Origin of the sequence: Lysinibacillus sp. 38-6 (assembly GCF_046245175.1) — a bacterium.
In the GTDB taxonomy this organism is placed as follows: Bacteria; Bacillota; Bacilli; order Bacillales_A; family Planococcaceae; genus Lysinibacillus.
On sequence record NZ_CP176417.1, the window covers coordinates 1,749,874 to 1,775,134 of the forward strand.

Sequence of the window (25,261 nt, forward strand, 5' to 3'; positions counted from 1 at the left end):
CCGTCAGCACTCGGCTCACGATTTGGCGCTTCTTTGGTCAATTTATTGAGGACGACGGGCAATAATGGCTACCCAATCTTCCATTAATAATACTTCTTCAATAACAAAACCAGAAGCTTCTAGCGCTGCTTTCACATCATCACGTTTCGCTCCGATGATGCCTGAAGTGACATATAATCCACCCGGTTTAACAATTGTAAATGCATCATCAGTAAAGGACATAATGATTTCTGCTAAAATATTGGCGACGACAACATCGGCTGGCTCTTTCACTGTATCTAATAAGTTACCATGGAAAACTTCAACCGTCTCGCTTACTTTGTTTAACGCAACATTTTCTTTGGCAGAACGTACAGCTACTTCGTCCAAATCAAGCGCATGTACGCTTTTCGCACCAAGCATTGCAGCACCAATTGAAAGAACCCCTGAACCTGTGCCAATATCGACCACTGTGTCGCCTGCTTTGACGACCTTCTCCAGTCCTTGTAGGCACATAACCGTCGTTGGGTGTGTACCAGTTCCAAACGCCATCCCTGGATCAAGCTCAATGATTAACTCATCCGTTGAAACGGGTGTATAGTCTTCCCATGTCGGTACAATTGTAAAACGTTCTGAAATTTTAACAGGGTGATAATATTGCTTCCACGCTGTTGCCCAATCTTCCTCGTTCACTTCGACAATTGAAACAACGTTTTCGCCAATATCAATGTTGAATTCCGTTAAATTGGTAATCGCCGCCTTGATTTCTTCGACCGTTTCATTTAAAAAGCTAGACTCAGCTAAGTAAGCTTTTACGATAACGCCCTCTTTTGGGAAATCCTCTTCATTTAGCGCGTAAATTTCTCCATACTGATCTTCGCGTGGCTTCGCATATTCAGCTGAATCCTCAATGACAACACCACTAGCCCCTGCTTCATGCAAAATATTTGAAATTGCTTCCACCGCTTCATTTTTTGTATGAATGGATAATTCTGACCACTTCACGTAGCTCTTCAGCTCCTCTAATTATTCACCTTGGAATTTTTTCTTGATTTTATCAAATAGTGAGCTTCCTTGTTCTTCTGGAATATCGCCACTAATTTCCGCAAATTCACGGAGTAATTGTTTTTGTTTTTCTGTTAATTTTTCTGGCGTTACAACTCTAACCGTTACATATTGATTACCAGTGCCATAACCATGCACATTTTTTACACCTTTATCTTTCAAACGGAATTGTGCACCTGATTGAGTACCTGCTGGAATACGTAATTTGACTTTACCATGCACAGTCGGTACTTCAATTTCATCCCCTAATGCTGCTTGTGGGAATGTTAATTTTAATTCGTAGTAGATGTCATCTCCATCGCGCTCGAATTCCTTGTGCCCTTGTACGCGGAACATGATGTATAAGTCACCAGCTGGACCACCGTTAACACCTGGTTCACCTTGACCTGTTACACGAATTTGTTGTCCGTCATCAACGCCTGCAGGGATTGACACTTTTATTTTTTTACGTTTTTGTACTTTACCTTCACCACGACAAGTAGAACATTTTTCTTTAATGATTTTACCTGTTCCATGACATGTCGTACAAGTACGGCGATTCATCATACGGCCAAATGGTGTATCGACAGCTTGATTAATTTGGCCGGCACCTTTACATGTTGAACATGTTTCAGGTGATGTTCCGGGTTTTGCACCAGAGCCATGGCAAGTTTCACATGTTTCGTCTTTCGGAATTTCGATTTCTGTTTCTTTCCCAAAAATCGCTTCCTCAAACTTAATATTCATGCGGTATTGCAGATCGTCACCTTTACGCGGTGCATTCGGATCTTGTCGACGTCCACCACCGCCAAAGAATGAACTGAAAATATCTTCGAAACCGCCAAAACCGCCGCCGCCGAAGCCACCGCCGCCAAATCCAGCATTTGGATCTTCGTGGCCAAATTGGTCGTAGCGCGCCTTTTTCTGATCATCACTTAGCACTTCATAAGCTTCCGCAATTTCTTTAAATTTTTCATCTGCACCTGGTTCTTTATTTAAGTCAGGATGGTATTGCTTTGATAATTTACGGTATGCTTTTTTAATGTCATCTTTTGAAGCCGATTTCGTTAAACCAAGCACCTCGTAGTAATCGCGTTTCTCCATGATTCACACTCCGCTCTTTTTGCATAAAATCTATTGTAACATGCAGTGTAAAAAACTGCTTCTTTTTTCGCTATAATTTTCTCTTTTTCATCATTGTCACTAGATTGTCTTTGTTCACATGCAATTGTCATGAACACTTTCATTTTATTAATAGACCATCTTCTAAACAATTGAATAGAAAGAGAAAAGCCAAAGCCGCAAGCGGTCTTTGGCTTCTTCACTTTACTGTGCTGTTGGTGACTATCTTATTTGTCGTCTTTTACTTCTTCAAAGTCAGCGTCTACGATGCCATCGTCTTTTTTACCTGCGCTTGCATCTGGACCTGCTTCGCCACCTTGAGCCGCTTGTGCAGCTGCTGCAGCTTGTTCATATACTTTCATTACTAAAGGCTGTAATACGCCTTCTAATTTTTCTTTCGCTGATTTAATACCTTCTAACTCACCAGCTTCAAGCGCTTTTTTAAGTTCATCACGAGCATCTTCAACAGATTTTTTCTCTTCTTCTGTAATTTGCTCACCTAAATCAGCAATTGTTTTGTCTACTTGGAACACTAATTGGTCTGCTTCGTTGCGAAGATCAGCTTCTTCTTTACGTTTTGCATCCGCTTCTGCATTCGCTTCAGCATCTTTTACCATACGTTCGATTTCTTCGTCTGATAAACCAGAATCAGATTGAATAACGATTGTTTGTTCTTTATTTGTACCTAAATCTTTCGCTTTAACTGACACGATACCATTTTTGTCGATGTCAAATGTTACTTCGATTTGTGGAATACCACGTGGAGCTGGTGGGATATCCGCTAATTGGAAGCGACCTAATGTTTTGTTATCCGCTGCCATTGAACGTTCACCTTGTAATACGTGAATATCTACTGCTGGTTGGTTATCAGCCGCAGTTGAGAACACTTGCGATTTAGATGTAGGAATTGTTGTGTTACGATCGATTAATTTTGTGAACACGCCACCCATTGTTTCAATACCTAGAGAAAGTGGTGTAACGTCTAGAAGTACAACGTCTTTCACGTCACCAGTTAATACGCCACCTTGAACAGCAGCACCCATTGCTACTACTTCGTCAGGGTTAACGCCACGGTGAGGCTCTTTACCAGTTTCTTTACGTACAGCTTCTTGTACTGCAGGAATACGAGTAGAACCACCAACTAAAATCACTTGGTCGATTTCTGATGTTGATAGACCTGCATCAGATAATGCTTGACGTACTGGTCCTACTGTACGGTTTACTAATGGTAATGTAATTTCATCAAATTTTGCACGAGTTAAAGAGATTTCTAAGTGTAATGGACCTGCTTCACCAGCCGTAATGAATGGTAATGAGATTTGTGTTGATGTTACACCTGATAAATCTTTTTTCGCTTTTTCAGCAGCATCTTTTAGACGTTGCATAGCCATTTTGTCTTTAGAAAGATCGATGCCGTTTTCTTTTTTGAATTCAGCAACTAGGTATTCGATTACTGCGTCATCGAAATCGTCCCCACCAAGTTTGTTATCACCAGCTGTTGCTAATACTTCGAATACACCGTCACCTAATTCAAGGATTGATACGTCGAATGTACCACCACCAAGGTCAAACACTAATACTTTTTGGTCTACATCTTGTTTGTCTAAACCATAAGCAAGAGCAGCAGCTGTTGGTTCGTTAATAATACGTTCTACTTCAAGACCAGCGATTTTACCAGCGTCTTTTGTCGCTTGACGTTGCGCGTCGTTGAAGTATGCAGGTACAGTAATAACGGCTTTCGTTACTTTTTCACCTAAGTAATCTTCCGCATAGCCTTTTAAATATTGAAGAATCATTGCAGAAACTTCTTGTGGTGTGTAGTCTTTATCTTCCACTGTTACTTTTTCAGCAGTACCCATTTTTGATTTGATTGAAATAATTGTGTTTGGATTTGTTACTGATTGACGTTTTGCCACTTCACCAACTTGTTTCTCACCATTTTTGAAAGCGACTACAGATGGAGTCGTACGGTTTCCTTCTGGATTTGGAATAACTTTTGGCTCTCCGCCTTCAAGTACAGATACACAAGAGTTTGTTGTTCCTAAGTCAATACCGATAATTTTGCTCATAGTCAAATTTCCTCCTATTATTAAAACGCAAATGCTGCGTTATTTAACTAAAATATTATATTTTCCAAATAGTAAAATGCCTATTCGTTAACAGATACCATTGTTGGGCGTAAAACGCGATCCTTTAAGATATAACCTTTTTGAAGCTCACGTAACACAACACCTTGTTCTTTATCGCTATCTTGTTCTTGCATAACAGCTTGGTGAACGTTTGGATCAAACTGTTCCCCTTCAGCTTTAATCACTTGTAAGCCTTCTTTTTCTGTTGCTTCAACTAGTGAACGATAAACCATTTCGATGCCTTTTACGATTGATACAGCTTCTTCTGAAGTTGGTTCTATTTGTAAAGCTCGCTCAAAATTATCTAATACCGGCAATAAATCCGATAATAAATTTTGTGCACGATATTTTTCTGCAGCTTCACGATCAAGCTGTGTACGACGACGTAAATTATCGAAGTCTGCGCGCAGACGTAGGTGACGATTTTCTTCATCATCTAGCTTTGCTTGCAATTCAGCCAATTTCGCTTCATACTGCTCTTCCACTGTAAGTTCTACTGTTGTTGCTGTTTGCTCTTCAGTAGAGTCATTTTCAGCTTGTACATTTTCTTGTACAAGGTCTTTGTTTTCAGTTGTTTCAGTCACTTAAATCCTCCTCATTATCAATCACTACGATTCTTCGTAAAGGCTAGAGATAAATCCATGCGCATTACTTCAAGCAAAGCAACGACACGCTTATAATCCATGCGTGTGGGGCCAATAATGGCAATGGCTCCTTGTTGGTCTTCACCTATTGAATAAGTCGTTGTTATGACGCTACAGTTTTCCATTTCTAACTGCTTATTTTCCGAGCCAATTCGAATATGAATACCTGATTCGTTCGGATGGAAAAGCGACTGCACTTGGCTTGTCGTTTCCATTAAGTCCATAATCATCCGAACCTTATTTAAATCGTGGAATTCAGGCTGGTTGAACATATTTGTTTTACCACCATAAAATATTTTACTCTCCGAATTTTGCATCGTAGCTGAAACGAGCGAATGGATAAAGTCATCCGCTGATTGCACATGTTGCTGTAGGATAGCCAGTATTTCAATTTCTAGCTTTTTATGGATTTCATCTAATGAAACGCCAACTAAGCGATCATTTAAGATGTTCACCATTTTTTCTAGTTCAGCAGCATTAAAATTTGGTGGTAAACTAAACATGCGATTTTCAACATGCCCGTTATTCGTTACGATAATCGCTACTGCTGCGTCGGTCGATAGTGGCACGATTGAAAAACGTTTTACTCGATGCCTTTGGACATCAGGCCCTAAAAGAATCGAAGTATACGAAGTCAGTTCTGATAAAATATTCGCTGACTTTCGAATAATGTGCTCTACTTCTACTAGACGTTCATTGAAAATCGATTGAATTTGCTGAATATCCCGTGAATTAATGCCCTGTGGACTCAACAAATGATCTACATAAAATCTATACCCCTTTTCCGAAGGCACTCGACCAGAGGACGTATGTGTTTTTTCTAAAAAACCTAATTCCTCTAAATCCGCCATTTCGTTTCTAATAGTGGCTGGACTAAATGTAATCTCTTGTTTTTTTGAGATTTGGCGAGAACCTACCGGCTGTGCAGACATAATAAAATCGTCTACGATTACTTGCAAAATCTGTAATTGCCGATTTGTTAGCATGATTATCACCTCTGTTAGCACTCAACTAAGAGGAGTGCTAATACTATTATTAAGTTATCAAATCCCACATTTTCTGTCAACGATATCGCTCAATCTTCTAATAAAAAATGTTGAAAAACTTCATTTCCGACAAAACGCCCTTTGCGGGTTAGGCGAATACCAATTGCATCATGTTCTAAAAGTCCTTCTGACACTAGCTTGCCAATCACTTGCCCATAATGGTTCATCATCGATTCCTGAAATCTTTCTTCATATATAGCGTGTGCAATCCCATCCGTTTTACGCAGCCCTAAAAACATTTGCTCTTCTCGCTGTTCAGTAGCCGTCACCACATGCTCGTGCATAATAGGCAAATCTCCAGCATTTAAAGCGTCCATGTATTTTTTTAATGGTCCATGATTTGAGTAACGGATACCATTTATATAGCCGTGCGCACCTGCACCAAAACCAGCATACTCATCATTTTCCCAATAAACTTTATTGTGCGTAGAACTAAAACCAGGCTTTGCAAAATTGCTAATTTCATATTGCATCAGACCGTGCGCCTGCATCTGTTGCATAAGTACATCGTACATATCGGCTTCTAAATCTTCGGTCGGCAAGCTAAGTTTCCCTTTCGCATATTGGTTATAAAAAATCGTTTTAGGCTCCACAATAAGCGAGTACGCAGAAAAATGTGGTAAGTCAAGGGCGAATGCCTTTTCAAGTGAATCTTTCCATTGTGCCATCGTTTGACCAGGCAAGCCGTACATTAAATCAATGCTAATATTTTCAAAACCAACCTTTTTAGCGAGTGCGATCGTGTCATATACGTGCGTATTGCTGTGGGTGCGACCAATTTTTTTCAATAATTCTTGATCGAATGATTGCACGCCCATGCTTAAACGATTAACGCCTCCATCAAATAGCGCATGCATTTTCGCTTCTGACAACTCATCTGGATTGGCCTCTGATGTAAATTCTGTCACACTGTCCATTGGAATATACGTGCGAATCAGTGTAAGCAGTCTCGTCAATTGGGCTGGAGATAATGCAGTAGGTGTACCACCACCTAAAAAAATCGTTTCAATATGTTGAAAACGATGCGGATATTTTTCCGTAGCAAGCGCCATCTCCTTGCCAAGCGTTTCTATATATTCATCTACAGGTTGATTTTTAAAGTAAAATTTATTGAAATCGCAATAATTGCAGATTTGATGACAAAAAGGAATATGAATGTAAACACCCCGTGCCATAACTATCCCTTCTTTCTCGTTGAGTTTTTCCATTTCCTCATTATAAACAAACGCTCTTAAGAACGCCATGAATCCATCCAGATAGATGAATAATCTGAAAATGCTTGTTGGTATTATGTTGATAAAAACAAGGACAAGATATGTTTCTTTATAGAAAAAATCTTTTGATGATGAAAAATAAATAATATATTTAACAAAACGACAATAGACATACCCTAAAATCCATTATATGTAAAATTCATTGCAATTGACGATGGATTTTTAATAAAATAAAATAATTATAGATTATTTCACTTATTCTGACATTAAAGGCGGACTTGCCATAACTAAGTACTGTTATTTCCGTTGATGTTGTTAAAATAATGATGATTTAATCGTCAATCATCATTTTTACATTCCCTTTAGATTCACTATCTTCTATTTCTTCAGACAATTAGTATGTATTCTCTAGTCCGACATTTAGCAACACCTAAAGAACCGTTGCCCTTTTAAAAATAAACAGTACTAGTTATGAACATTTTTGGCTAATTGAATAACATATCTTTACCTCTATACACGAATAAATAGATCATTTCGTCACTATGTCAGCATAAGAATTACAACAAACATAGGGAGGAATAATGAAGCATGAGACGTATTATTTGTAGTATTATTGCTCTTGCATTTTTTTGTGTAGTTAAAGTATTTGTTCCATCAGCTTTTGCCGCAGAGCTCGTTTTATCACAAGAACAAAAAGAAAACTACTATCAGCAATATCTAAATGATTTACAAGACTTACAAAATCAGTATGTAGGACAAGAAGTTTTAAATGTCTCTGTTGCCAATTTTGCGTATTTTGAAGAACACGGATGGATGGAGCCATCACAATTTAAAATCATATTAAACGAAGTAATGACAAGTAACATTGTTTTAGCAGAGAATGCCACTTCAAATAACCGAGCGCGAAAAATTGTTACAAGTCTCACAAAATCATTTAATGTAATAAATACAACAGGTCATACTATAGGAAGCATTCATGCTATAGTTTCTCCACAATCAGCGTATGATAGCGACCGTGATGGAATGGTGTTTACAAGCCCAGGAACCATTACAACTGCTAAAGGTTGGGGTTCAGGTTCTTGGAGTCAAACGCATGCAGGTGTAGCGTATTGGCCTCAGGTTCAACCATATACTTACTTTGGCTATAGCATTGCTGGCAACTACACTTACCAAGGTGTCGTAATCCCAGTTTCAGCTAACTTTACGGTGAGCATCTCCAAGAACGGTGCATTATATTAAATGTTACACTATTACTAGGATGGCGGGTGGCCATCCTTTTTTTATGAAGATTATCCTCAGAAAGATAAATTAGTAGAAAGATGATATTTATCTGAAAATTCACTCAGTTTTATGATATGCTATTAAAAAGTGATAGACAGGAGGATTCATAATGGAACCAATTTTAAAGCTACAGCAGCAACAAAAAATGATGATGACACCTCAATTACAGCAGTCTATTGAAATACTACAATATAACACCTTTGAACTAGAAGAATTTTTATATGAACAACAATTAGAAAATCCCTTAATTGAGTTACAAACACCAACTTTTCAGGAACGGATATTGAGCAATCCATACAGCTCGACAGTGCCGAGCGATTTGTATGCAAAAATTGCAGAACCTAATTTACGCGACGAATTAAACCAATTAGCTACACTCACTTTCATCGGGGAAGATTTACAAATTGTCCAAACAGTCATTCAGTATTTAGACGATAAAGGATATTCGCCTGCAAAGCTAAGGCAGATTTCAGCACAACAGCATGACCATGCAATTCAACTATTACAGCAAATTGGACCTCCTGGAATTGGTGCACGCAGCTTGCAAGAATGTCTTTTATTGCAAATAGACAATAACGATAATGATTTGCATTACCTCATTCAACAGGGACTCCCGTTGTTAGCAGAACGTAAATTCCAAGAGTTACAGAAAGCTCTTCAACTGTCAAAGGATCAATTGGCAGACTGTATTCATCGTTTACAACAACTAACTCCCGTTCCATGTACGATGAATCAAGAGCATGAAACATTGTATATAACGCCGGACATTATTGTTTATAGAGAGGATGGCACATTACAATTTAGCTTAAATGATGGCACACTGCCGACCGTTCATTTGCAAAATAGTTATCAAAACATCCATTCTTTTTTACCTAAATCTGAACAACAATATGTAAAACAACATTTTAAGCAATTTAACTGGCTTATACATAGCTTACAACAACGACGACAAACCATTATTCAAATCATGTCCGTAGTTTTGGCGCATCAGGAACCATTTTTCATGCACGGTCCAGCGTTTTTGAAACCGCTTACTTTGCAAGACGTCGCTACACAAATTGATATGCATGTTTCAACTGTAAGCCGAGCAATTCGTAATAAATACCTACAAACGCCTGTTGGAACCTATCTATGGAAAGATTTATTTTCTTCTAAACTAGATAATATGCAAGCGCAGCATTCTCAAACGTCGATTTTAGAAATGATTAAAAAGATTATTAATGCCGAAAATAAGCAAAAGCCATTATCTGATCAAAAAATTGCAGAAATATTAGCGAGTACCCATCACATTCAAATTGCACGACGCACGATTAGCAAATATCGCGAAGAACTAGGCATACAAGCAGCGAGCAAACGAAAGCAATTATAGAGTGCCAGGCACCCAAACAATTCTGAAATTTCAGAACTTATTCTGCACATTTAACAAACAACAAAATAAGCCGCAACCGCCGCTGTCGCGATCCGGTTGCGGCGGAGTGCCTTGCGTAAAGTGCCAGGCACTCACACAATTTTCACCCAATTGCCAAAATATCATTACTAGTCAATAAATAGTTTGCTAGTGCTTCGGTTTCTTCACCTATCGCTTTATCCCCTTCTAATGGTGGGCAAAATGATCGTACGATGTCTAAAAATTTCCTTGTTGTAGGTGCTAGTTGCTGCTCTGCTTGTTCTAAATATATCGCTTGAGATGCAGCAATTAATTCAATTGCAAGCACCCGTGCACAATTATGGACAATTTGTCGCGCTTGCCTTGCAGCAGTTGTCCCCATACTGACATGGTCTTCCTGATTTCCAGAGGTCGGAATCGAGTCGACACTTGAAGGATGCGCCAGTACTTTGTTCTCAGAAACGAGTGATGCCGCCACATATTGTACAACCATCAAGCCACATTCAAGACCTGGATCCGTTGCTAAAAATGGCGCTAATCCACTTAACTGTGGATTTACTAAACGCTCTGTTCTGCGCTCTGAAATATTGGCCCACTCGGCTACACCAACCTTCAAAAAATCCATCGCAAGGGCAATAGGCTGACCGTGGAAATGACCCCCAGATAACACTTCGCCATTTTCTAATACAATCGGGTTATCTGTCGTCGCATTGATCTCCGTTTGTAGACGTTGCTGAACATAGTCAAAACATTGCCAGGATGCACCGTGAACTTGGGGCACACAGCGGATAGAATAGGCATCTTGCATACGAATGGCACCTTGCGTTGTAATTCGTTCGCTACCTTGGAGCCACTTGCGAATCCGAGTGCCGACTGCAGCTATTTCCGCATGAGGACGCACGGCTAATAAATCTGCATCAAAAGCAGAAATAATACCCTGTAATGCTTCCATTGTCAGACAAGCTGCCATATCTGCTACATAGCCGAGTCGTTCCGCTTCATTAATCGTTATCACTCCGATACCTGTCATCGCCTGTGTACCATTGATTAACGCAAGCCCTTCTTTCGCTTGCAGTCGCACTGCTGTTAACCCAACTTGCGATAGCGCTTCCTGTCCTGACAGCACTTCCCCATTTAACTCTGCCTTACCTTCCCCAATCAACACTAATGCGATATGTGACAGTGGCGCTAAATCACCACTAGCTCCTACAGACCCTTGGGATGGCACAATCGGATGAACATGGTGATTAATTAAATCCACTAATAATTGCAATGTTTCTTGGCGAATACCCGAGTATCCTTTCGCCAAAGCATTGGCACGTAAAACCATCATCGCCCGAACAATTGTCTTTTCCAATGGCATACCCACGCCTACCGCATCAGCACGTAACAAATTCAATTGCAATAATTCATTATCCTCTTCGGCAATTTGAACATCGCTTAGCTTACCGAAGCCTGTATTGACCCCATAAATCGTATGTCCGTCCGTTAGTCTTTTTTCAATTCGTGCACGACTTGCTTGCACTCTTGCTAAAGCACTTGGTGCAATCGCTACTTGCGCAAGTCCGTTCGCTATTTGATCGATTTGCGTTGTCGTTAATGTATGTCCATCCAACTGAATAACTTCCATTTAAACCTCCACCCCTTTGCTTGTTCCAGATTCTATAAAATCATTGCCGCGATAATACCAAATATAAATAAAGGGATATTATAATGTAAAAACGTTGGTACACAAGTATCCCAAATATGATTATGCTGTCCATCCGCATTTAATCCTGCTGTCGGACCTAATGTACTATCAGAAGCAGGCGAACCTGCATCTCCCAAAGCACCCGCCGTTCCTATAAGGGCGGCAGTAGCAAGTGCGCTAAAGCCAACTGCTGCGCATAATGGCACGAACACGACAGCTAAAATCGGGATCGTACCGAAGGACGTTCCAATGCCCATTGTGACAAGTAAACCGATCAATAATAACAAGATGGCTGTAATTACTTTACTTTGGCCCGTCATACCAGTCATCGCTTCGACAAGCTCCGTAATCGCATTTGTTTCTTTTAAAATCGTTGCATAGCCTGAGGCAATTAACATAATAAAGGCAATCACCCCCATTAGTTTGACTCCATTTTGAACCACTTCTTCACTATCTTTAATAAAAACAACACGACCAACAAACATAATGATAATGCCTGATAATGCGCCTAATACTAACGAGCTTAAAGATAATTGAATAGCAAGTGCTGCAAAAATGGCCACGATGGCTACCCAACCTTTCGCATCCAATGTTGCCTTTTTATTGTCTTTCTTGGCTTGCTCATAATCTTTAATATCTTCTTCCAGTTGTTGATATTGGCGAGGCTTTCGATAGGAAATAAAGACCGCAATGGCTAATCCAACGAACATACCAATTGCGGGAATAGCCATTGCTTTCGGTATTTGACTTTGCACAATGGCCATGCCATTCGCGGTCATTTCATTGGCGATAATGCCTTGAAATATTAATCCATAACCAACAGGAATCCATAAATAAGGCATTTTCAAGCCAAACGTTAAGGCCGATGCCAATGCACGTCGATCCAATTGTAATCGATTAAAGAAAAATAATAGCGGTGGTATTAGTATGGGAATAAAGGCAATATGCACGGGAATCAGCGTACCTGATAAACACGCAATGATTGCCAAGGCAAAAATTAAAATGTATTTATTCGGTTTTTCGAGCGATAGTAATTTTTGAATCAAAATATTGGCTAAGCCTGAATGAGCAATTAAAGCCGCAAAAATACCTAGCAAAATATAGCTTAATGCCGTTTCAGACTGTCCGCCCATACCCCCAATAAAAATAGTAATGGTTTCTGCAAGCGATAAATCAGCAACAAGCCCTGCGACAATTGCCGCAATTAATAAAGCAAATAACACGTGGATGCCACATAAACTTAAAATGGATAACACGATGACTGAGATTAAAACAGGATTATCTAACATCTACATCCCCACTGTCTGTTTTATATTGTTTTAATCAAAATACTTGCAATAATAACACTTCCCAACGTTACCGTTGTAAATCCTCCTACGAGCATTGGCGTAATAATTTCATTGAAGATTCGTTGCTGTTCCTCTTCCGTTTTGCCAATACTCCTACTGACTTCCTCACATACAATGTAATCACCGGGAAAACCAAATGTAGATGTTAATGCAACTGGAATCCCTAGAAATGGATTGACTTTTAATAATTTTGATCCTAATAATCCCCCTAATAGAATGCCAAGTACTCCTACGAAAAGAATCGTTAAGACAGCAGGTAACTTATCCATAAACATCTCAAATGTAATGTCATTCATCATCCCAATAATGATGAAGATAATGCCCGCCATCCCAACTGTAAAACTATTAGATTTTTCCATCACGCGTTCCGGATAAAATTTCACTAGCCGTCCGATAATGCCGATTGCCAACGCCCATAAGCTATACGGAATGCCTGTAAATTTAGCTAATACAACCGCAATTGCACCACCAATAAACAGCATAAATAGCAGTACTAATGGCGTTTGATATTTTTTAGGCACTACTAATTGATCATCATGTTCTTGATTAAACGCTGCACCACCCGAGGCAACAAAGGCACCGTTTGTCATTTGCTCGTTAATGGCAGTCGCATGTTTGCGTAACAATAAATTAGCGAGCGGAATGCCAATTAACGACTGCAAAGCCATAATTAATGCAGGGATTGTGAGTAAACTGACAAAACCTAATTCTTTTATGCCCTCTGATGTAATTAACACCGCAATAATGCCCCCATTTAAAGGTCCTGTACCTGCAACCGCTGTTTGATAATCAAAAAGTAGTGTCACAATCGTTAAAATAAAAAGGGAAGCAAAGCACATGCCCATTATGGCAATTAATACTGCCCGCCATTGCGAGCGAATCATACGTAACGGAATTAAAGTTCCCATATGAACTAAAATCGGAGCCGTTCCTAATAGTGCGCCAACTGTTAAAAATGTCGAATTTGCCAGCAAATCTTTCGGAAATATCCCAAGCCAAAGTAAAACTAAATAGCCCATCATGGCCACAAAAAGCATCGGTACTCTCGCTTTACTCATAACGGAAATAATTTCGCCTAGCGCAATAAGCCCTAAAATAATCATCGCTGCAATTACTGGTTCTTGGACCATCGTATCTCCCCTTTAACTATTCAGTGTTAAAGCTGTATGGACGAAAAGTTGTAAACCAATGGCTAATGCATCTTCATTCACTGCAAATTTAGGGTGATGGTGCGGATAATTGAATGTGTCATCGTCAAAAGCTGCACCGATTCCAATAAATACCCCAGGCACTTTTGTTAAAAAAGCCGAGAAATCTTCTCCACCCATAAATGGCTCAATGTGTAAAATCGTATCTGGTTCAAAATGTTGTCGGATGATCTCTTCCACTATTGCCGTTGTTTGCACATCATTGACAACAGACGAGTAACCATCGTTATATGACAATTGATAATCTGCACCATGTGCCGCAACAACGTGTTTCACTTGCTGTTCGATTTGTTGTGCAATCATCTCTCTTACTTGCTGCGAAAATGTTCGCACACTGCCACCTATTGCTACGCGCTCTGGAATAATATTTTTAGCACTGCCTGCATAAAACTCCGTAACCGCAAGTACCGCTCGCTCTTTTGCATCAACTTTCTGCGCTACAATTTGATGCAAAACATTGGTAATTTGTGAACCTATTAAAATCGGATTAATTGAATCTTGTGGCTGTGAAGAGTGCCCGCCTCTTCCGATAATTTCAACATCAAACGTATCCGAATTGGCTGTAAAAGGTCCTGCACAAAGGGCAATTTTGCCTGTTGGAAGCATAGAAAATAAATGCAACCCGATAATCCGGTCTACACCGTCAACTACACCAGCTGCCACCATTTCTTTTGCGCCACCAGGAAAGAGTTCTTCTGCATGCTGAAAGATAAAACGAATCTCGCCTTTAATGGCATGCTGCAACGTCGATAAAATTTTGGCTGCGCCTAACAACATAGCGGTATGTCCATCATGTCCACAGGCGTGCATGACGCCAGCTACTTTAGAAGCGAATGGTAAATCCGTTTCCTCTTGAATTGGTAAAGCGTCCATATCAGCTCTAAAAGCGAGACAATCCCCAGGTAAATGTCCTTTTAAAACAGCTAATACACTCGTCTTCGTCGGTCTCGTCACGATTAAATTCCCAAAAGAGATTAACTGCTCGTAAACGAAATGTGCGGTTGCATATTCCTCATACGACAGTTCCGGATTTTCATGTAAATACCTTCTCCACTGTAAAACTTGCGGTACTACTTGCTCGATTTCCTTCGCTACATGTAAAGTGCTTGCCATTTACCGCTCTCCCCCTTTATTTTTTATGACGCTCATACCATTGCTCGATTAATGCCGCTGTTAATCTACCTGTATTCACTAAGTTTTCAATACTAATATTCTCTCTAAAAGAGTGAATATTCTGAAATCCATTTCCAAGCGTAATACATGTCAGACCATGTTCATTTAAAACATTTGTATCTGCGCCACCTAATGTTTTCGTTACATAAGGTGCAACACAAATATTTTCCGCCGCTTTTATAACTGTTTTCACGAGCTGATCTTCCCCAGCAATATGGAATCCAAGATACTTTTCTTCAATGCTTACGTCGACAGTGCCGTGATATTTCTGCGCAGCTCTTTCCATCGCCTGTTGCATCTGTGTCAATTGTGCATCTAACTTTTCTTTCGAAAAACTTCTTACCTCACCACCAAGCGTAACAGTACCAGGTATAATTGAAGTAAGTTCTCCACCATGGATAATGCCTATATTGGCTAACGTTTCACGATCAATTTCTCCTAACTCCATAGATAGCAAACCTTCAGCGGCAATCACAAATGCATTGTTACCTGCATCCGCATTGAGCGCGATGTGCGCGGCATTGCCTTTAACCGTGAACCAAATTCTACTGCTATAAGGCCCTTGGATGATAATTTGCCCTACATCACCGCTACTATCAAAAATATAGCCGTTTTTACTTTTAATCTTGTGATAATCCATATATTTGGCACCAACTAAACCTGCTTGTTCATTGACAGTTAAAACTAGTTCAATCGGACCATGAGGAACACCACTTTCGATAATGGCACGCATTGCCTCGACATAAGAGGCTAGCGCTGCTCGATCATCCGCGCCTAATATCGTCGTGCCATCGGAATAGATAATACCCTCTTTAATAATAGGTTTAAGATGCTCTGTCGGTAACACTGTGTCCATATGCGTAGAAAAGAATAAAGGTGGAATGGTCTCATCTGTGCCTGGATGCCAAGCAATTAGATTACCCACTTCGCCATTAAAATGTTGATGTGCTTCATCAAATGTTAATTGAAAACCAAGCTTCGGTAGAGCTTCCTTCAAGTAAGCGGCTACTAGACTTTCCTTACTACTAGGGCCATTAATTTTAGCCATTTCTAAAAACAATTGCACTAATTTTTCTTCATTTACATATGACGCCGCTTTCGACGCAAATTCAATTGTCATTGTTCAATCTCCCTTCTAACGAAATGCACTTTCCTTTGCGAACGTGCCTTTACTTATCACTACGCGTCCTCTTTTAATAACCGTCTCTACAATATTCGTACCAAGTTCATAGGCAACATACTTATAATTTGGTACATCCCAAATTTGAATATCGGCCATTTTTCCAACTTCTAACGTTCCTCTATCTGTAAGATGTAAAGCCTTTGCAGCCATTTTTGTTGCCGCTTTTATTGCTTCCTCAACTGAAAATTGATAGAGTCGACATGCTAAATTAATAACAAAGGACATAGAAGATGTATAACAAGCAGGACACATGTCTGTTGCGAGCGCTATTTGCATTCCACTATCCAGCATTTTCCGTGCATCGAATGGTTTTTTATGGGCCACTGCAAAATCTAATGCCGGCATTAATACACCAACAACGCCAGCTTCCGCTAATTGAGGCATTAACGCGTCAGGCGTGTAATTGAGATGATCAATGGAAACCATTTTCATACGTGCAGCCAAATCTGAACCACCGATATACGAATAGGCGTCTGCATGAATTTTTGGTAATAAGCCGTGTGCTAAGCCCGCTTGTAAAATACGTTCGGATTCAAGTTCCGTAAAATAGCCTTCATCACACCACACATCACAAAATTCTGCTAGTTGATGTTGCGCCACTTGCGGAATCATCACATCAACTATTTCATTAATATATTGCTCCTTTGTTAAATGATCTGGAATGCCATGCGCGCCTAAAAAAGTATTCACGACATCAAGCGGTGTATGCTCATTTAAAAGTCGACCGACACGTAATATTTTCAGTTCACTTTCAGGTGTTAAACCGTAACCACTTTTGCTCTCAACAGTTGTTGTACCATGCTTTAGCATCTTCAACAGCCGTTTTTCCGCTTGTTCAAAAAGAGCTTTCTCAGAAGTATCACGTGTTAGTTCAATTGTCCGATTTGGCCCTGTCGTTATCGCAAGCTTCTTTAAATTTTCTTCAATATTACCGCTGAGTTTCGCGGCATATTCCTCGACTCGACTACCATGAAATACAAGGTGCGTATGGGCATCAATATAACCAGGAGCCACTACTTTACCGCTTGCGTCAATACTGTTTTGGTCATCAGCTACATAACGTTGTTGAAGTTGTTGATGACTACATATATCTATTATCTTTTGACCAGCAATAACGATTGCATGCTCTTTTAACACTTGAAAATCTTGCATCGTCTCACCTGTACAAGGCAAGATTTGTGCAGCATTTTTTATGATGATGTCGGGTCTTAGTAACACGTGACCACTCCTTTACAATAGTACATAGGCGATAGGCGTGACGATAATTAATGTTAAAACTGTTCGCACAAACCAAACCGCTATCATTTTGCCTAACGAAATAGGAATTTCCGTTGATAAAATACATGGAATTAATGCCGAGAAAAAGAGAATAGCAGAAATCGATAAAGTCCCAACAATGAATCGTGTTTCAAGTGCACTGTCCACTGCAACAAGGGAAGGTAAAAACATATCGATTAAATTAATCACGGCCGCTTTTGCTACAATCAATGGCTCAGTCATTTGTAATACATACGTCAATGGCACAAAGAGATAAGCCGCATAATCAAAGATTGGCGTATGATTTACAAGCCATAAACCGATTAATCCAATGGACATAATGGTAGGTAAAATGCCCATCGCCATCACTAATCCATCTTTCACATTGTCTTTCACGCTTTGCCAAAGATTCGGTGCATTTTCAGCTGTTTGTAACGCTTCTCTCCACGCACATTGCAGACGCTTTTCTTTGACAATTTTCTCCTCGTCTCCGTCCATTTGCTTGTAATAGTCAGTACTCATATTTCGTATTGGCCAAATCCGAACGCTGATTGCTGTAACTAAAAATGTCACAAGAAACGTTACCCAAAAATACAAATTCCAAATATCCATTAACCCCAGAGTTTTCGCAACAACAATCATAAACGTCACGGAAACGGTAGAAAATCCAGTGGCGATAATGACCGCTTCTTTTGTTGTATACTTTCCTTCTTTATAAATGCGATTAGTAATTAATAAACCGATTGAATAGCTACCGACAAAGGATGCCACTGCATCGATGGCGGATCGACCTGGTGTTTTCCAAATAGGTCGCATAATCGGCTGCACTAAAATACCGATAAACTCCAGCAAGCCATAACCGACCAACATAGCTAAAAATATGGCACCAATTGGAACTAACACTCCGATTGGCGTCAGTAGTGAGTTATACCAATAGGGTCCCATATCTGCAGCTAACAGCCAGCTCGGGCCAATGTTAAAAACAACTAAAATAGAAGCTATTGCACCGATTATCTTTAATGAAGAAATAACCATTTCGACAACCGAGCGATTCCATGTTTTTTTATAAAAAGGATAAATAGCTCCCGCAACAACAACGATTAAAATATAGTACACAATGACTGAAGAAAACTGTGTTCGGATAAAGGTTACTAAATGATCAAGCGGTATTGTCTTCTTCCCATTTAACGTAATAGAGATAAAGAACATGAAAATACCAAACAAGCTAAAAGTGAAAAATTTGTAGATGGCTGACTTCTTATAATGAGGTGCGACGTCAACTAGAAGATTGTCAAAATCCACAGGTGTCATATCTGCTTTTTTCATGTACATTCCTCCTTTTTAACAAAGAAGAGGCCAGTATCTCATCCTGTTATTACACCGGCCTCTTTTGTCTAAAACCATTACACTTTTTCTTTAATTAAATCTTTCGGACCAAATGTCGCTGTTGGCTCCCACCATAAAGGAATTTGAATACTTTCATCCGTCAGCTTCCCTTTACCGTTCGCTACATCTCTTGCCGTTTCATAGCCCGCTTGTGCATGACGTACAACCCCTATTCCAGAATCAACTGTCATCGCTACTTCCAGGCGCATATCCGACTCTTCTGTACCATCAGCGATCATCGTTACGCCTGTATGCACAGCCTCTCCCATTGAATAGTTCGCTTGTAGGGCAATTAAATCACACATACCAACCGCGTTTAGTAAGCCATTTAAAACTGGCCAATCTGAAATTAAATCCCCGCCATCCTTCATATTTTCAGATTCAAATGTTGGATTCACGATGGAACCCGAATCTAAATTATCGCGTGAGAAGGCAACAGGTCCACTTAATTCGCCACGACGAATCATATCGTTTACTTCCAATGCAAACTTTTTACGCTGACCGAAGCCCATATAACAAATACGAGCAGGTAAAGCCTCAATTGGAATATGCTCCTTCGCCAATTTAATCCAACGTGTCACGAGTAAATCATCACTAAATTTTTCTAAAATCATATCGTCTATTTTTCGTAAATCCTCTGCCTCACCTGACATACAAATCCAACGGAACGGTCCACGTCCTTCACAGAATAATGGGCGAATATATTCTGCTACAAATCCAGGTAAACGCTTCGCTTCTTTTTCATCAAATCCTGCATCAATACATTCTTTACGAATACTTGTGCCATATTCAAAAGAATGTACGCCTTTATCAAGTAATGCGATTAATGCTTTTAGCTCGCGAATCATCGTGTGACGCGCTTTTTCTAAGTATGCTAAACGATCTCGATCACGTAATGCCTCCGCTTCCTCGACACTATAGCCAGCTGGTAAATAAGCAATCGGGTCATGGGCAGGTGTCATCGATGTCGCGATATCAGGTAAGAAGCCAATTTCTAATGTTTTTTCAAAAATATCCGCTGCATTTCCTACGACCGCAATACCAAGTGCCTCTCCAGCAGCCGCTTTCGTTTTCGCTAAAGCAATCGCCTCTTCTAACGAATCGACAACAACATCAATAAAGCCTTTTTCAATACGTCGATGAATGATTTCGATATTCGAATCGCATAAGATAGCTACCCCACCATGCATGGTCATCGCTCTCGTTTGGTTACCACCCATACCACCTGCCCCAGCAGTCAATAAAATTTTCCCAACAAGTGAATCGTTATAGTGCAGTCGTGCAATGGCTGACAGCGTTTCAAATGTTCCTTGAATAACCCCTTGTGTGCCGATATACTCCCATGGTGCCGCTGTATAATTGGCATACATCGTTAAGTTCTTTTCTTGTAAATCATAAAATGTTGGCCAATCTGCCTTCATAATATTGGTCGTCGCCATGACAACAGTCGGGGCATATTTATGTGTTTTAAACACAGCAACCGGCATTCCTGACTGCACAACGAGTGTTTCATCATCCTCTAAATTTTTTAAGGAATCGACAATGGCATGATAGGACTCCCAGTTACGAGCTGCCTTGCCAATCCCTCCATAAATGACTAGCTCCTCAGGCTTCTCTGCATTTTCCATATTATTTTCTAGCATTCTTAAAATAACTTCTTGGCGCCAGCCTTTGCATCGTAATGTATTCCCTCGTTGAGCTTTTACTGAATAGTAAATTTCTGGTTTTGTCATTGTAAATTCCTCCTTTTTAGTGACTACATACTTTAATAAAGCAAATAGCGTGCCAACTTTTAAAAAAGCTATAATTTTTTTTCAAAACGTACCATATAGGCTGTTTTTCATTTGATGTGCACACATAGTATTGTTACGAACGTCAACGAATGTGCAGATATTTTTTGCACCCTCCTTATTTTCTGTAAATTGTTTTTATTCAGAAAATAATTATGATACGATATAGAGCAAAGCAGATAATTTTTGCATGCAAAATACTAAGAGAAAGTAGGTTTTTGTATGAATGAGGAATTGCAGCGCTATACAACGTTTTTAGGCGCCAATATCATTGCACTAGACAACGCTTTCCGAGTGAAATGGTGGCATTTCAATGACAGTATTTCGTTAAATCTCCAAGTTGATATGCCAATCGAAACCATTGCTTCCATTGATGTGACCTGTTACCATCAGTCACAACAATTGCAAATACAAGAACAGCTTCTATCTTTTACAATCGAACCTTTTTATTTTCCAGAGCAAATTTTTATTGTTTTAGTAGAAAATTTAGTAGATTTTCAGCATTCATTACAAAATAAAGTGTTTGTCCTAGAGGAAATTATTGAGCACTTAGATGAAGGCATTATTGTCAGCAATGGCGATGGGGACATTATCTATTACAATGAGGCACTCGCAAAAATGGAGGAGCATAAAAAAGAGGACATGCTTGGCAAGAAGCTGTGGGATGCTTATAACTACCAAGACCGTAGACTATCAGAGCATAATCATATATTAAAAACAGCAAAACCGATTTATACAAAATATCGAGCGCATGCCTATTCCGAAAATGAGCCGAAATTTGTGGGTTACAGCTCATTTCCTATTCAAAAGGATAATCAGACAATCGGCGTATTTTCCATTACACATACAGAAACAAGCTTACGCAATCAATTACAGCAAACATTAGATTCCAAGCGCGAGACAATGGAAGTACCTGAAGAAGTCAAACGCAATAACGGCACGATTTATACATTCCAAGATATTAAAGGGAGTAGTCAGGAGCTTCTGCAAACAATTGCCGAAGCGAAAAATATTGCCAATTATAATACGGATACACTGATTGTTGGTGAAACAGGTACTGGTAAAGAATTATTTGCCCAAAGTATGCATAATTTAAGCCCGCGCGTAACAAAACCCTTCGTTGCAATCAATTGTGCGGCTATCCCTGCTACTCTATTAGAAAGCACGCTCTTTGGCTCTGTCAAAGGTGCATTTACTGGTGCAACAAATCAAGAAGGTCTTTTTGAATATGCAAAAGACGGCACACTTTTTCTTGACGAAATTAACTCTTTACCGATGGAGCTTCAACCTAAATTAATGCGCGTCTTGCAAGAACGTGCTGTGCGCCGTGTGGGCAGCAATACGCTTATTCCAATTGACTGTACGGTGTTCAGTGCCTCCAATGAAGATCCGGAACTACTAACTGCGGGTGAACGTATGCGACTCGACTTATTTTATCGGATTGCTCATTCAAGCGTCTATATTCCACCATTGCGTGAACGACCAGAAGATATACTTTTCTTTATCCAGCATTTTTTACATAAAAATGTGCTGAAATATATGAAAGCAAATATCACCATTAATCCCGATCTGTATCAGCTTCTCGTTTCCTATGATTGGCCAGGCAATGTTCGAGAACTGGAACATTTGATTGAAAACCTTGTCATCCAAGCAAGCTCTGACAATATGATTACTGAAGATATGCTGCCCCGTTATTTAAAAAATAAAATTTCCATAAAAGGCGCGCCTACGAACAAGCGTCCTTTTAAAGCACTTATGCATAGCAATGAAGAGCAATATATCCGCAAAGTGTTGCAACAATGTCATGGCAATATATCAGCCGCAGCAAAGCAATTAAATATTTCACGCCAATCGTTGCAGTACCATATGAAAAAACTCGCTATTCATAAAGAAGAACTAATTTAATCTGAGAAAACAGCGAAAAGTGTTCGATTGACTACCATCAATCGAACACTTTTTACTGCGCACAACGGTTAATACTTTCGGAAGGTTTATCAGCGATTCGAGGCCCTTTATCCGCGATTTCTTTTGTCTTACCCGCGATTCACGGGCTTCTATCAGCGATTCCCTCTGTTTCACCCGCGATTTTAGCGCCGTTTGCTCTAATAACATATAAGCCCAATAATGATTCCCATTACTACTAATAAATAAGGTGACCATGCTCGGCGAATGGACAGCCATAAAAATACAGCTGCTATGATGAAATCGAATCCACTTTGTATTGATTGCGTCACGATTGGATGAATAAATGCGCTAGCTAAAATACCTACTACCGCTGCATTTGCACCAGCCATTGCTCCAGTCAATGCACGATGGCGACTCAACGTAAGCCAAAATGGCATAGCGCCTATAATTAATAAAAATGCCGGTAGAAAGATTGCCAGTGTCGCGACCATCGCACCTGGCACTCCAGCAATAACCATGCCAATATAGGAGGCAAACGTAAAGAGTGGACCTGGCATAGCCTGTGTCAGTCCATATCCGGCTATAAAGTCATTAGCGTTCATTAAGCCACTTTGCACAAATTGGGTTTCTAACAACGGTAATACGACATGTCCGCCACCAAATACTAATGCCCCTGCCATATAACATTTTTCCATGATGATCAGCCATTTGTTATCAAATAGTGAAGTCACGAGTGGAAAAGCAATGAGTAACAGGACAAATAATGCTAGTAGCATTCCACCAGTTGCCTTTGAAATAGCTAACCCTTTATTAGAAAAATCTTCTGTCCTATGCGGTTGCTTCAATAAACGTGAACCGAATATACCCGCGCAAGTAATCACTATAACTTGCGCAAACGGATTCCCCCATAATAACACCGTTATAAATGACAAAATGGCTATGATAACATGCAATGGACTTGACATTAATTTTTTTGACATATCCCATATGGCCTGCGCAACGATTGCCACAGCTACTAATTTCAAGCCATGAATCCAGCCCATATCAAGCTTACTCTCCATATAAAAATAAGCAAACAGGCTTAAAAACAGTACAGATGGCATCGTAAAACCAAGGAAAGAAACGATACTTCCGAAAAATCCTCCTCGTAAAAGCCCAATACCCATGCCGACCTGACTGGATGCAGGACCAGGGAGAAATTGACTTAATGCCACTAAATTACTGTATTCTTTATCCGTTAGCCACTTACGCTTTTGCACATATTCATGTTGAAAAAAACTCAAATGGGCTGTTGGTCCACCAAAAGAAGTGCAACCTAGCTTTAAGGAAACGACAAAAATTTCGAATAACTTTAGCAAACTGTTCACTACTTTCCATGTTCTATACCACCATATTACATGGACAGTGCTTTACTATAGGTTAAGATATTGTAAAATTTTATGTTGAATTTATTTATTACGTATTTGGATGGCTGGTCCGAGTTCCGTATCATCTGCTGCTATTGGCATTAATTTATAGGTTTTATCTGTTAAATATTTTGCATCGAAGCGGATTCCCCACTTTGTATGTTGGTCATTTAACGTATAAGAAGAGTCTTGCTTCCAAGTTTTCCCTGACTCAGTGACAATATGAAAGTTGACGGATTCATCTACGTTTTCTAGTGTTTCATAGTATATAGTCGTCGATATTGGTGTTGTCACTACCTTTTCCAGCATAATCTTTGCGCCGTTATGGAGTTTAAGCGTTTTAGCAACCGGAATGACTTTTCGATCTTCTTGTAGTTGCTTTTGAGAGGCTTCTACTTCGAATGACCAAGGATCTTTTATTGGTTTATCCCAACTCCAATCGTTATAGAGGATATCAAGTTGCAGCTTGTCATCTTGTGGTAAATCACGCATTTTTACACTGCTATAGATTGTATAGGTGGATGCCGCTTGTTCAATGGTCTGGCCTCCATTTCGAACCATATAATTTTGACCGTTCACAAGTACTTGTGGGAAGAAAAAAATTTGAGAGTTGAAGTTTACATCTTTCGCTGGCACAAACGTTGCATTCAGCAATAGCTGATTGTCATCAACCATTACCTCATTTAAAGTTAATTGCCCAAACTCATTCGTTGTCGTTTGCCCAACAAGTGTTTTATAAGCGGAAAAATCAGCATCATGATTTTTGTTTAAAATAATCGAGACAATGACTACACATGCAATGATTAAAACAGCCAAAACAATCATCACCCATTTTTTACGTTTCCTATTTTTAGTAGGCTGTTCCTCATATAGTACGTTACTTGACAAAGATACACCCCCATTTCTTACATAATGATCAACGTTCCTTATCTCTAATTCATTGTAATAACGAGTTCTACATTATATAACTAGACAGCGTCTATAACTTAAATTTCAGTGCCATCTATCTTTACACAAAAATAGCTCCCCTTATAAAAATAAGTAAATAGTCTCATATTTTTTACAGCG

19 protein-coding genes are annotated in these 25,261 nt (G+C 39.6%); 3 read left to right on the forward strand and 16 right to left on the reverse strand.

Annotated elements, in window-relative coordinates:
• Nucleotides 1–42 precede the first annotated feature (42 nt).
• From prmA to hemW, 6 genes are all read right to left on the reverse strand, one after another.
• On the reverse strand, nt 43–984 hold the full coding sequence (gene prmA / locus ACKVEV_RS09110) for a 50S ribosomal protein L11 methyltransferase (RefSeq protein WP_409370071.1): 942 nt from the start codon (nt 982–984) through the stop codon (nt 43–45).
• 21 nt (nt 985–1,005) lie between these two features.
• Complete coding sequence (gene dnaJ, locus ACKVEV_RS09115; RefSeq protein WP_409370072.1) at nt 1,006–2,127, reverse strand: molecular chaperone DnaJ; 1,122 nt, start codon at nt 2,125–2,127, stop codon at nt 1,006–1,008.
• A 245-nt stretch (nt 2,128–2,372) separates the two neighbouring features.
• A complete protein-coding gene (gene dnaK, locus ACKVEV_RS09120; protein WP_409370073.1) occupies nt 2,373–4,214 on the reverse strand; it encodes a molecular chaperone DnaK in 1,842 nt (613 codons plus the stop codon).
• An 80-nt stretch (nt 4,215–4,294) separates the two neighbouring features.
• Complete coding sequence (grpE, locus tag ACKVEV_RS09125; protein WP_409370074.1) at nt 4,295–4,858, reverse strand: nucleotide exchange factor GrpE; 564 nt, start codon at nt 4,856–4,858, stop codon at nt 4,295–4,297.
• 17 nt (nt 4,859–4,875) lie between these two features.
• Nucleotides 4,876–5,904, reverse strand: coding sequence for a heat-inducible transcriptional repressor HrcA (hrcA, locus tag ACKVEV_RS09130; protein ID WP_409370075.1), 1,029 nt, complete (start codon nt 5,902–5,904; stop codon nt 4,876–4,878).
• Between the two features lie 89 nt (nt 5,905–5,993).
• The gene (hemW, locus tag ACKVEV_RS09135; RefSeq protein WP_409370527.1) at nt 5,994–7,139 is read right to left on the reverse strand and encodes a radical SAM family heme chaperone HemW; all 1,146 of its coding nucleotides are present in this window, start codon (nt 7,137–7,139) and stop codon (nt 5,994–5,996) included.
• A gap of 627 nt (nt 7,140–7,766) precedes the next feature.
• On the opposite strand from hemW, the gene ACKVEV_RS09140 reads away from it, so the two are divergent.
• Both ACKVEV_RS09140 and rpoN read left to right on the forward strand, forming a co-directional pair.
• Entirely contained in the window at nt 7,767–8,417 is a 651-nt protein-coding gene (locus ACKVEV_RS09140; RefSeq protein WP_409370076.1) for a hypothetical protein, read from the forward strand.
• Nucleotides 8,418–8,568: 151 nt separating this feature from the next.
• Nucleotides 8,569–9,828: an RNA polymerase factor sigma-54 gene (gene rpoN, locus ACKVEV_RS09145; protein WP_409370077.1), complete on the forward strand. Its 1,260-nt coding sequence runs from the start codon at nt 8,569–8,571 to the stop codon at nt 9,826–9,828.
• Nucleotides 9,829–9,970: 142 nt separating this feature from the next.
• Here the strand turns inward: rpoN and hutH are convergent, their stop codons facing one another.
• From hutH to hutU, 8 genes are all read right to left on the reverse strand, one after another.
• On the reverse strand, nt 9,971–11,476 hold the full coding sequence (gene hutH, locus ACKVEV_RS09150; protein WP_409370078.1) for a histidine ammonia-lyase: 1,506 nt from the start codon (nt 11,474–11,476) through the stop codon (nt 9,971–9,973).
• Nucleotides 11,477–11,508: 32 nt separating this feature from the next.
• Nucleotides 11,509–12,825 (reverse strand): Na+/H+ antiporter family protein, encoded by a 1,317-nt coding sequence (locus ACKVEV_RS09155; RefSeq protein WP_409370079.1) that lies wholly within the window; start codon nt 12,823–12,825, stop codon nt 11,509–11,511.
• Nucleotides 12,826–12,845: 20 nt separating this feature from the next.
• On the reverse strand, nt 12,846–14,015 hold the full coding sequence (locus tag ACKVEV_RS09160) for a hypothetical protein (protein ID WP_409370080.1): 1,170 nt from the start codon (nt 14,013–14,015) through the stop codon (nt 12,846–12,848).
• 12 nt (nt 14,016–14,027) lie between these two features.
• On the reverse strand, nt 14,028–15,206 hold the full coding sequence (locus ACKVEV_RS09165) for a M20 family metallopeptidase (RefSeq protein ID WP_409370081.1): 1,179 nt from the start codon (nt 15,204–15,206) through the stop codon (nt 14,028–14,030).
• Nucleotides 15,207–15,222: 16 nt separating this feature from the next.
• Entirely contained in the window at nt 15,223–16,386 is a 1,164-nt protein-coding gene (locus ACKVEV_RS09170) for a M20/M25/M40 family metallo-hydrolase (RefSeq protein WP_409370082.1), read from the reverse strand.
• 15 nt (nt 16,387–16,401) lie between these two features.
• On the reverse strand, nt 16,402–17,667 hold the full coding sequence (gene hutI, locus ACKVEV_RS09175; protein WP_409370083.1) for an imidazolonepropionase: 1,266 nt from the start codon (nt 17,665–17,667) through the stop codon (nt 16,402–16,404).
• A gap of 12 nt (nt 17,668–17,679) precedes the next feature.
• Nucleotides 17,680–19,032: a YjiH family protein gene (locus ACKVEV_RS09180; RefSeq protein ID WP_409370084.1), complete on the reverse strand. Its 1,353-nt coding sequence runs from the start codon at nt 19,030–19,032 to the stop codon at nt 17,680–17,682.
• A 77-nt stretch (nt 19,033–19,109) separates the two neighbouring features.
• Nucleotides 19,110–20,825 carry a urocanate hydratase gene (gene hutU / locus ACKVEV_RS09185; protein ID WP_409370085.1) on the reverse strand — a complete coding sequence of 572 codons (1,716 nt, stop codon included), beginning with the start codon at nt 20,823–20,825 and terminating at the stop codon, nt 19,110–19,112.
• A 279-nt stretch (nt 20,826–21,104) separates the two neighbouring features.
• On the opposite strand from hutU, the gene ACKVEV_RS09190 reads away from it, so the two are divergent.
• Nucleotides 21,105–22,787, forward strand: coding sequence for a sigma-54 interaction domain-containing protein (locus ACKVEV_RS09190; protein ID WP_409370086.1), 1,683 nt, complete (start codon nt 21,105–21,107; stop codon nt 22,785–22,787).
• A 197-nt stretch (nt 22,788–22,984) separates the two neighbouring features.
• Here ACKVEV_RS09190 and chrA read toward each other — a convergent pair whose 3' ends face one another.
• Nucleotides 22,985–24,154, reverse strand: a complete 1,170-nt coding sequence (gene chrA / locus ACKVEV_RS09195; protein ID WP_409370087.1) for a chromate efflux transporter — start codon at nt 24,152–24,154, stop codon at nt 22,985–22,987.
• Between the two features lie 81 nt (nt 24,155–24,235).
• A complete protein-coding gene (locus ACKVEV_RS09200; protein ID WP_409370088.1) occupies nt 24,236–25,081 on the reverse strand; it encodes a DUF4179 domain-containing protein in 846 nt (281 codons plus the stop codon).
• Nucleotides 25,082–25,261 lie beyond the last annotated feature (180 nt).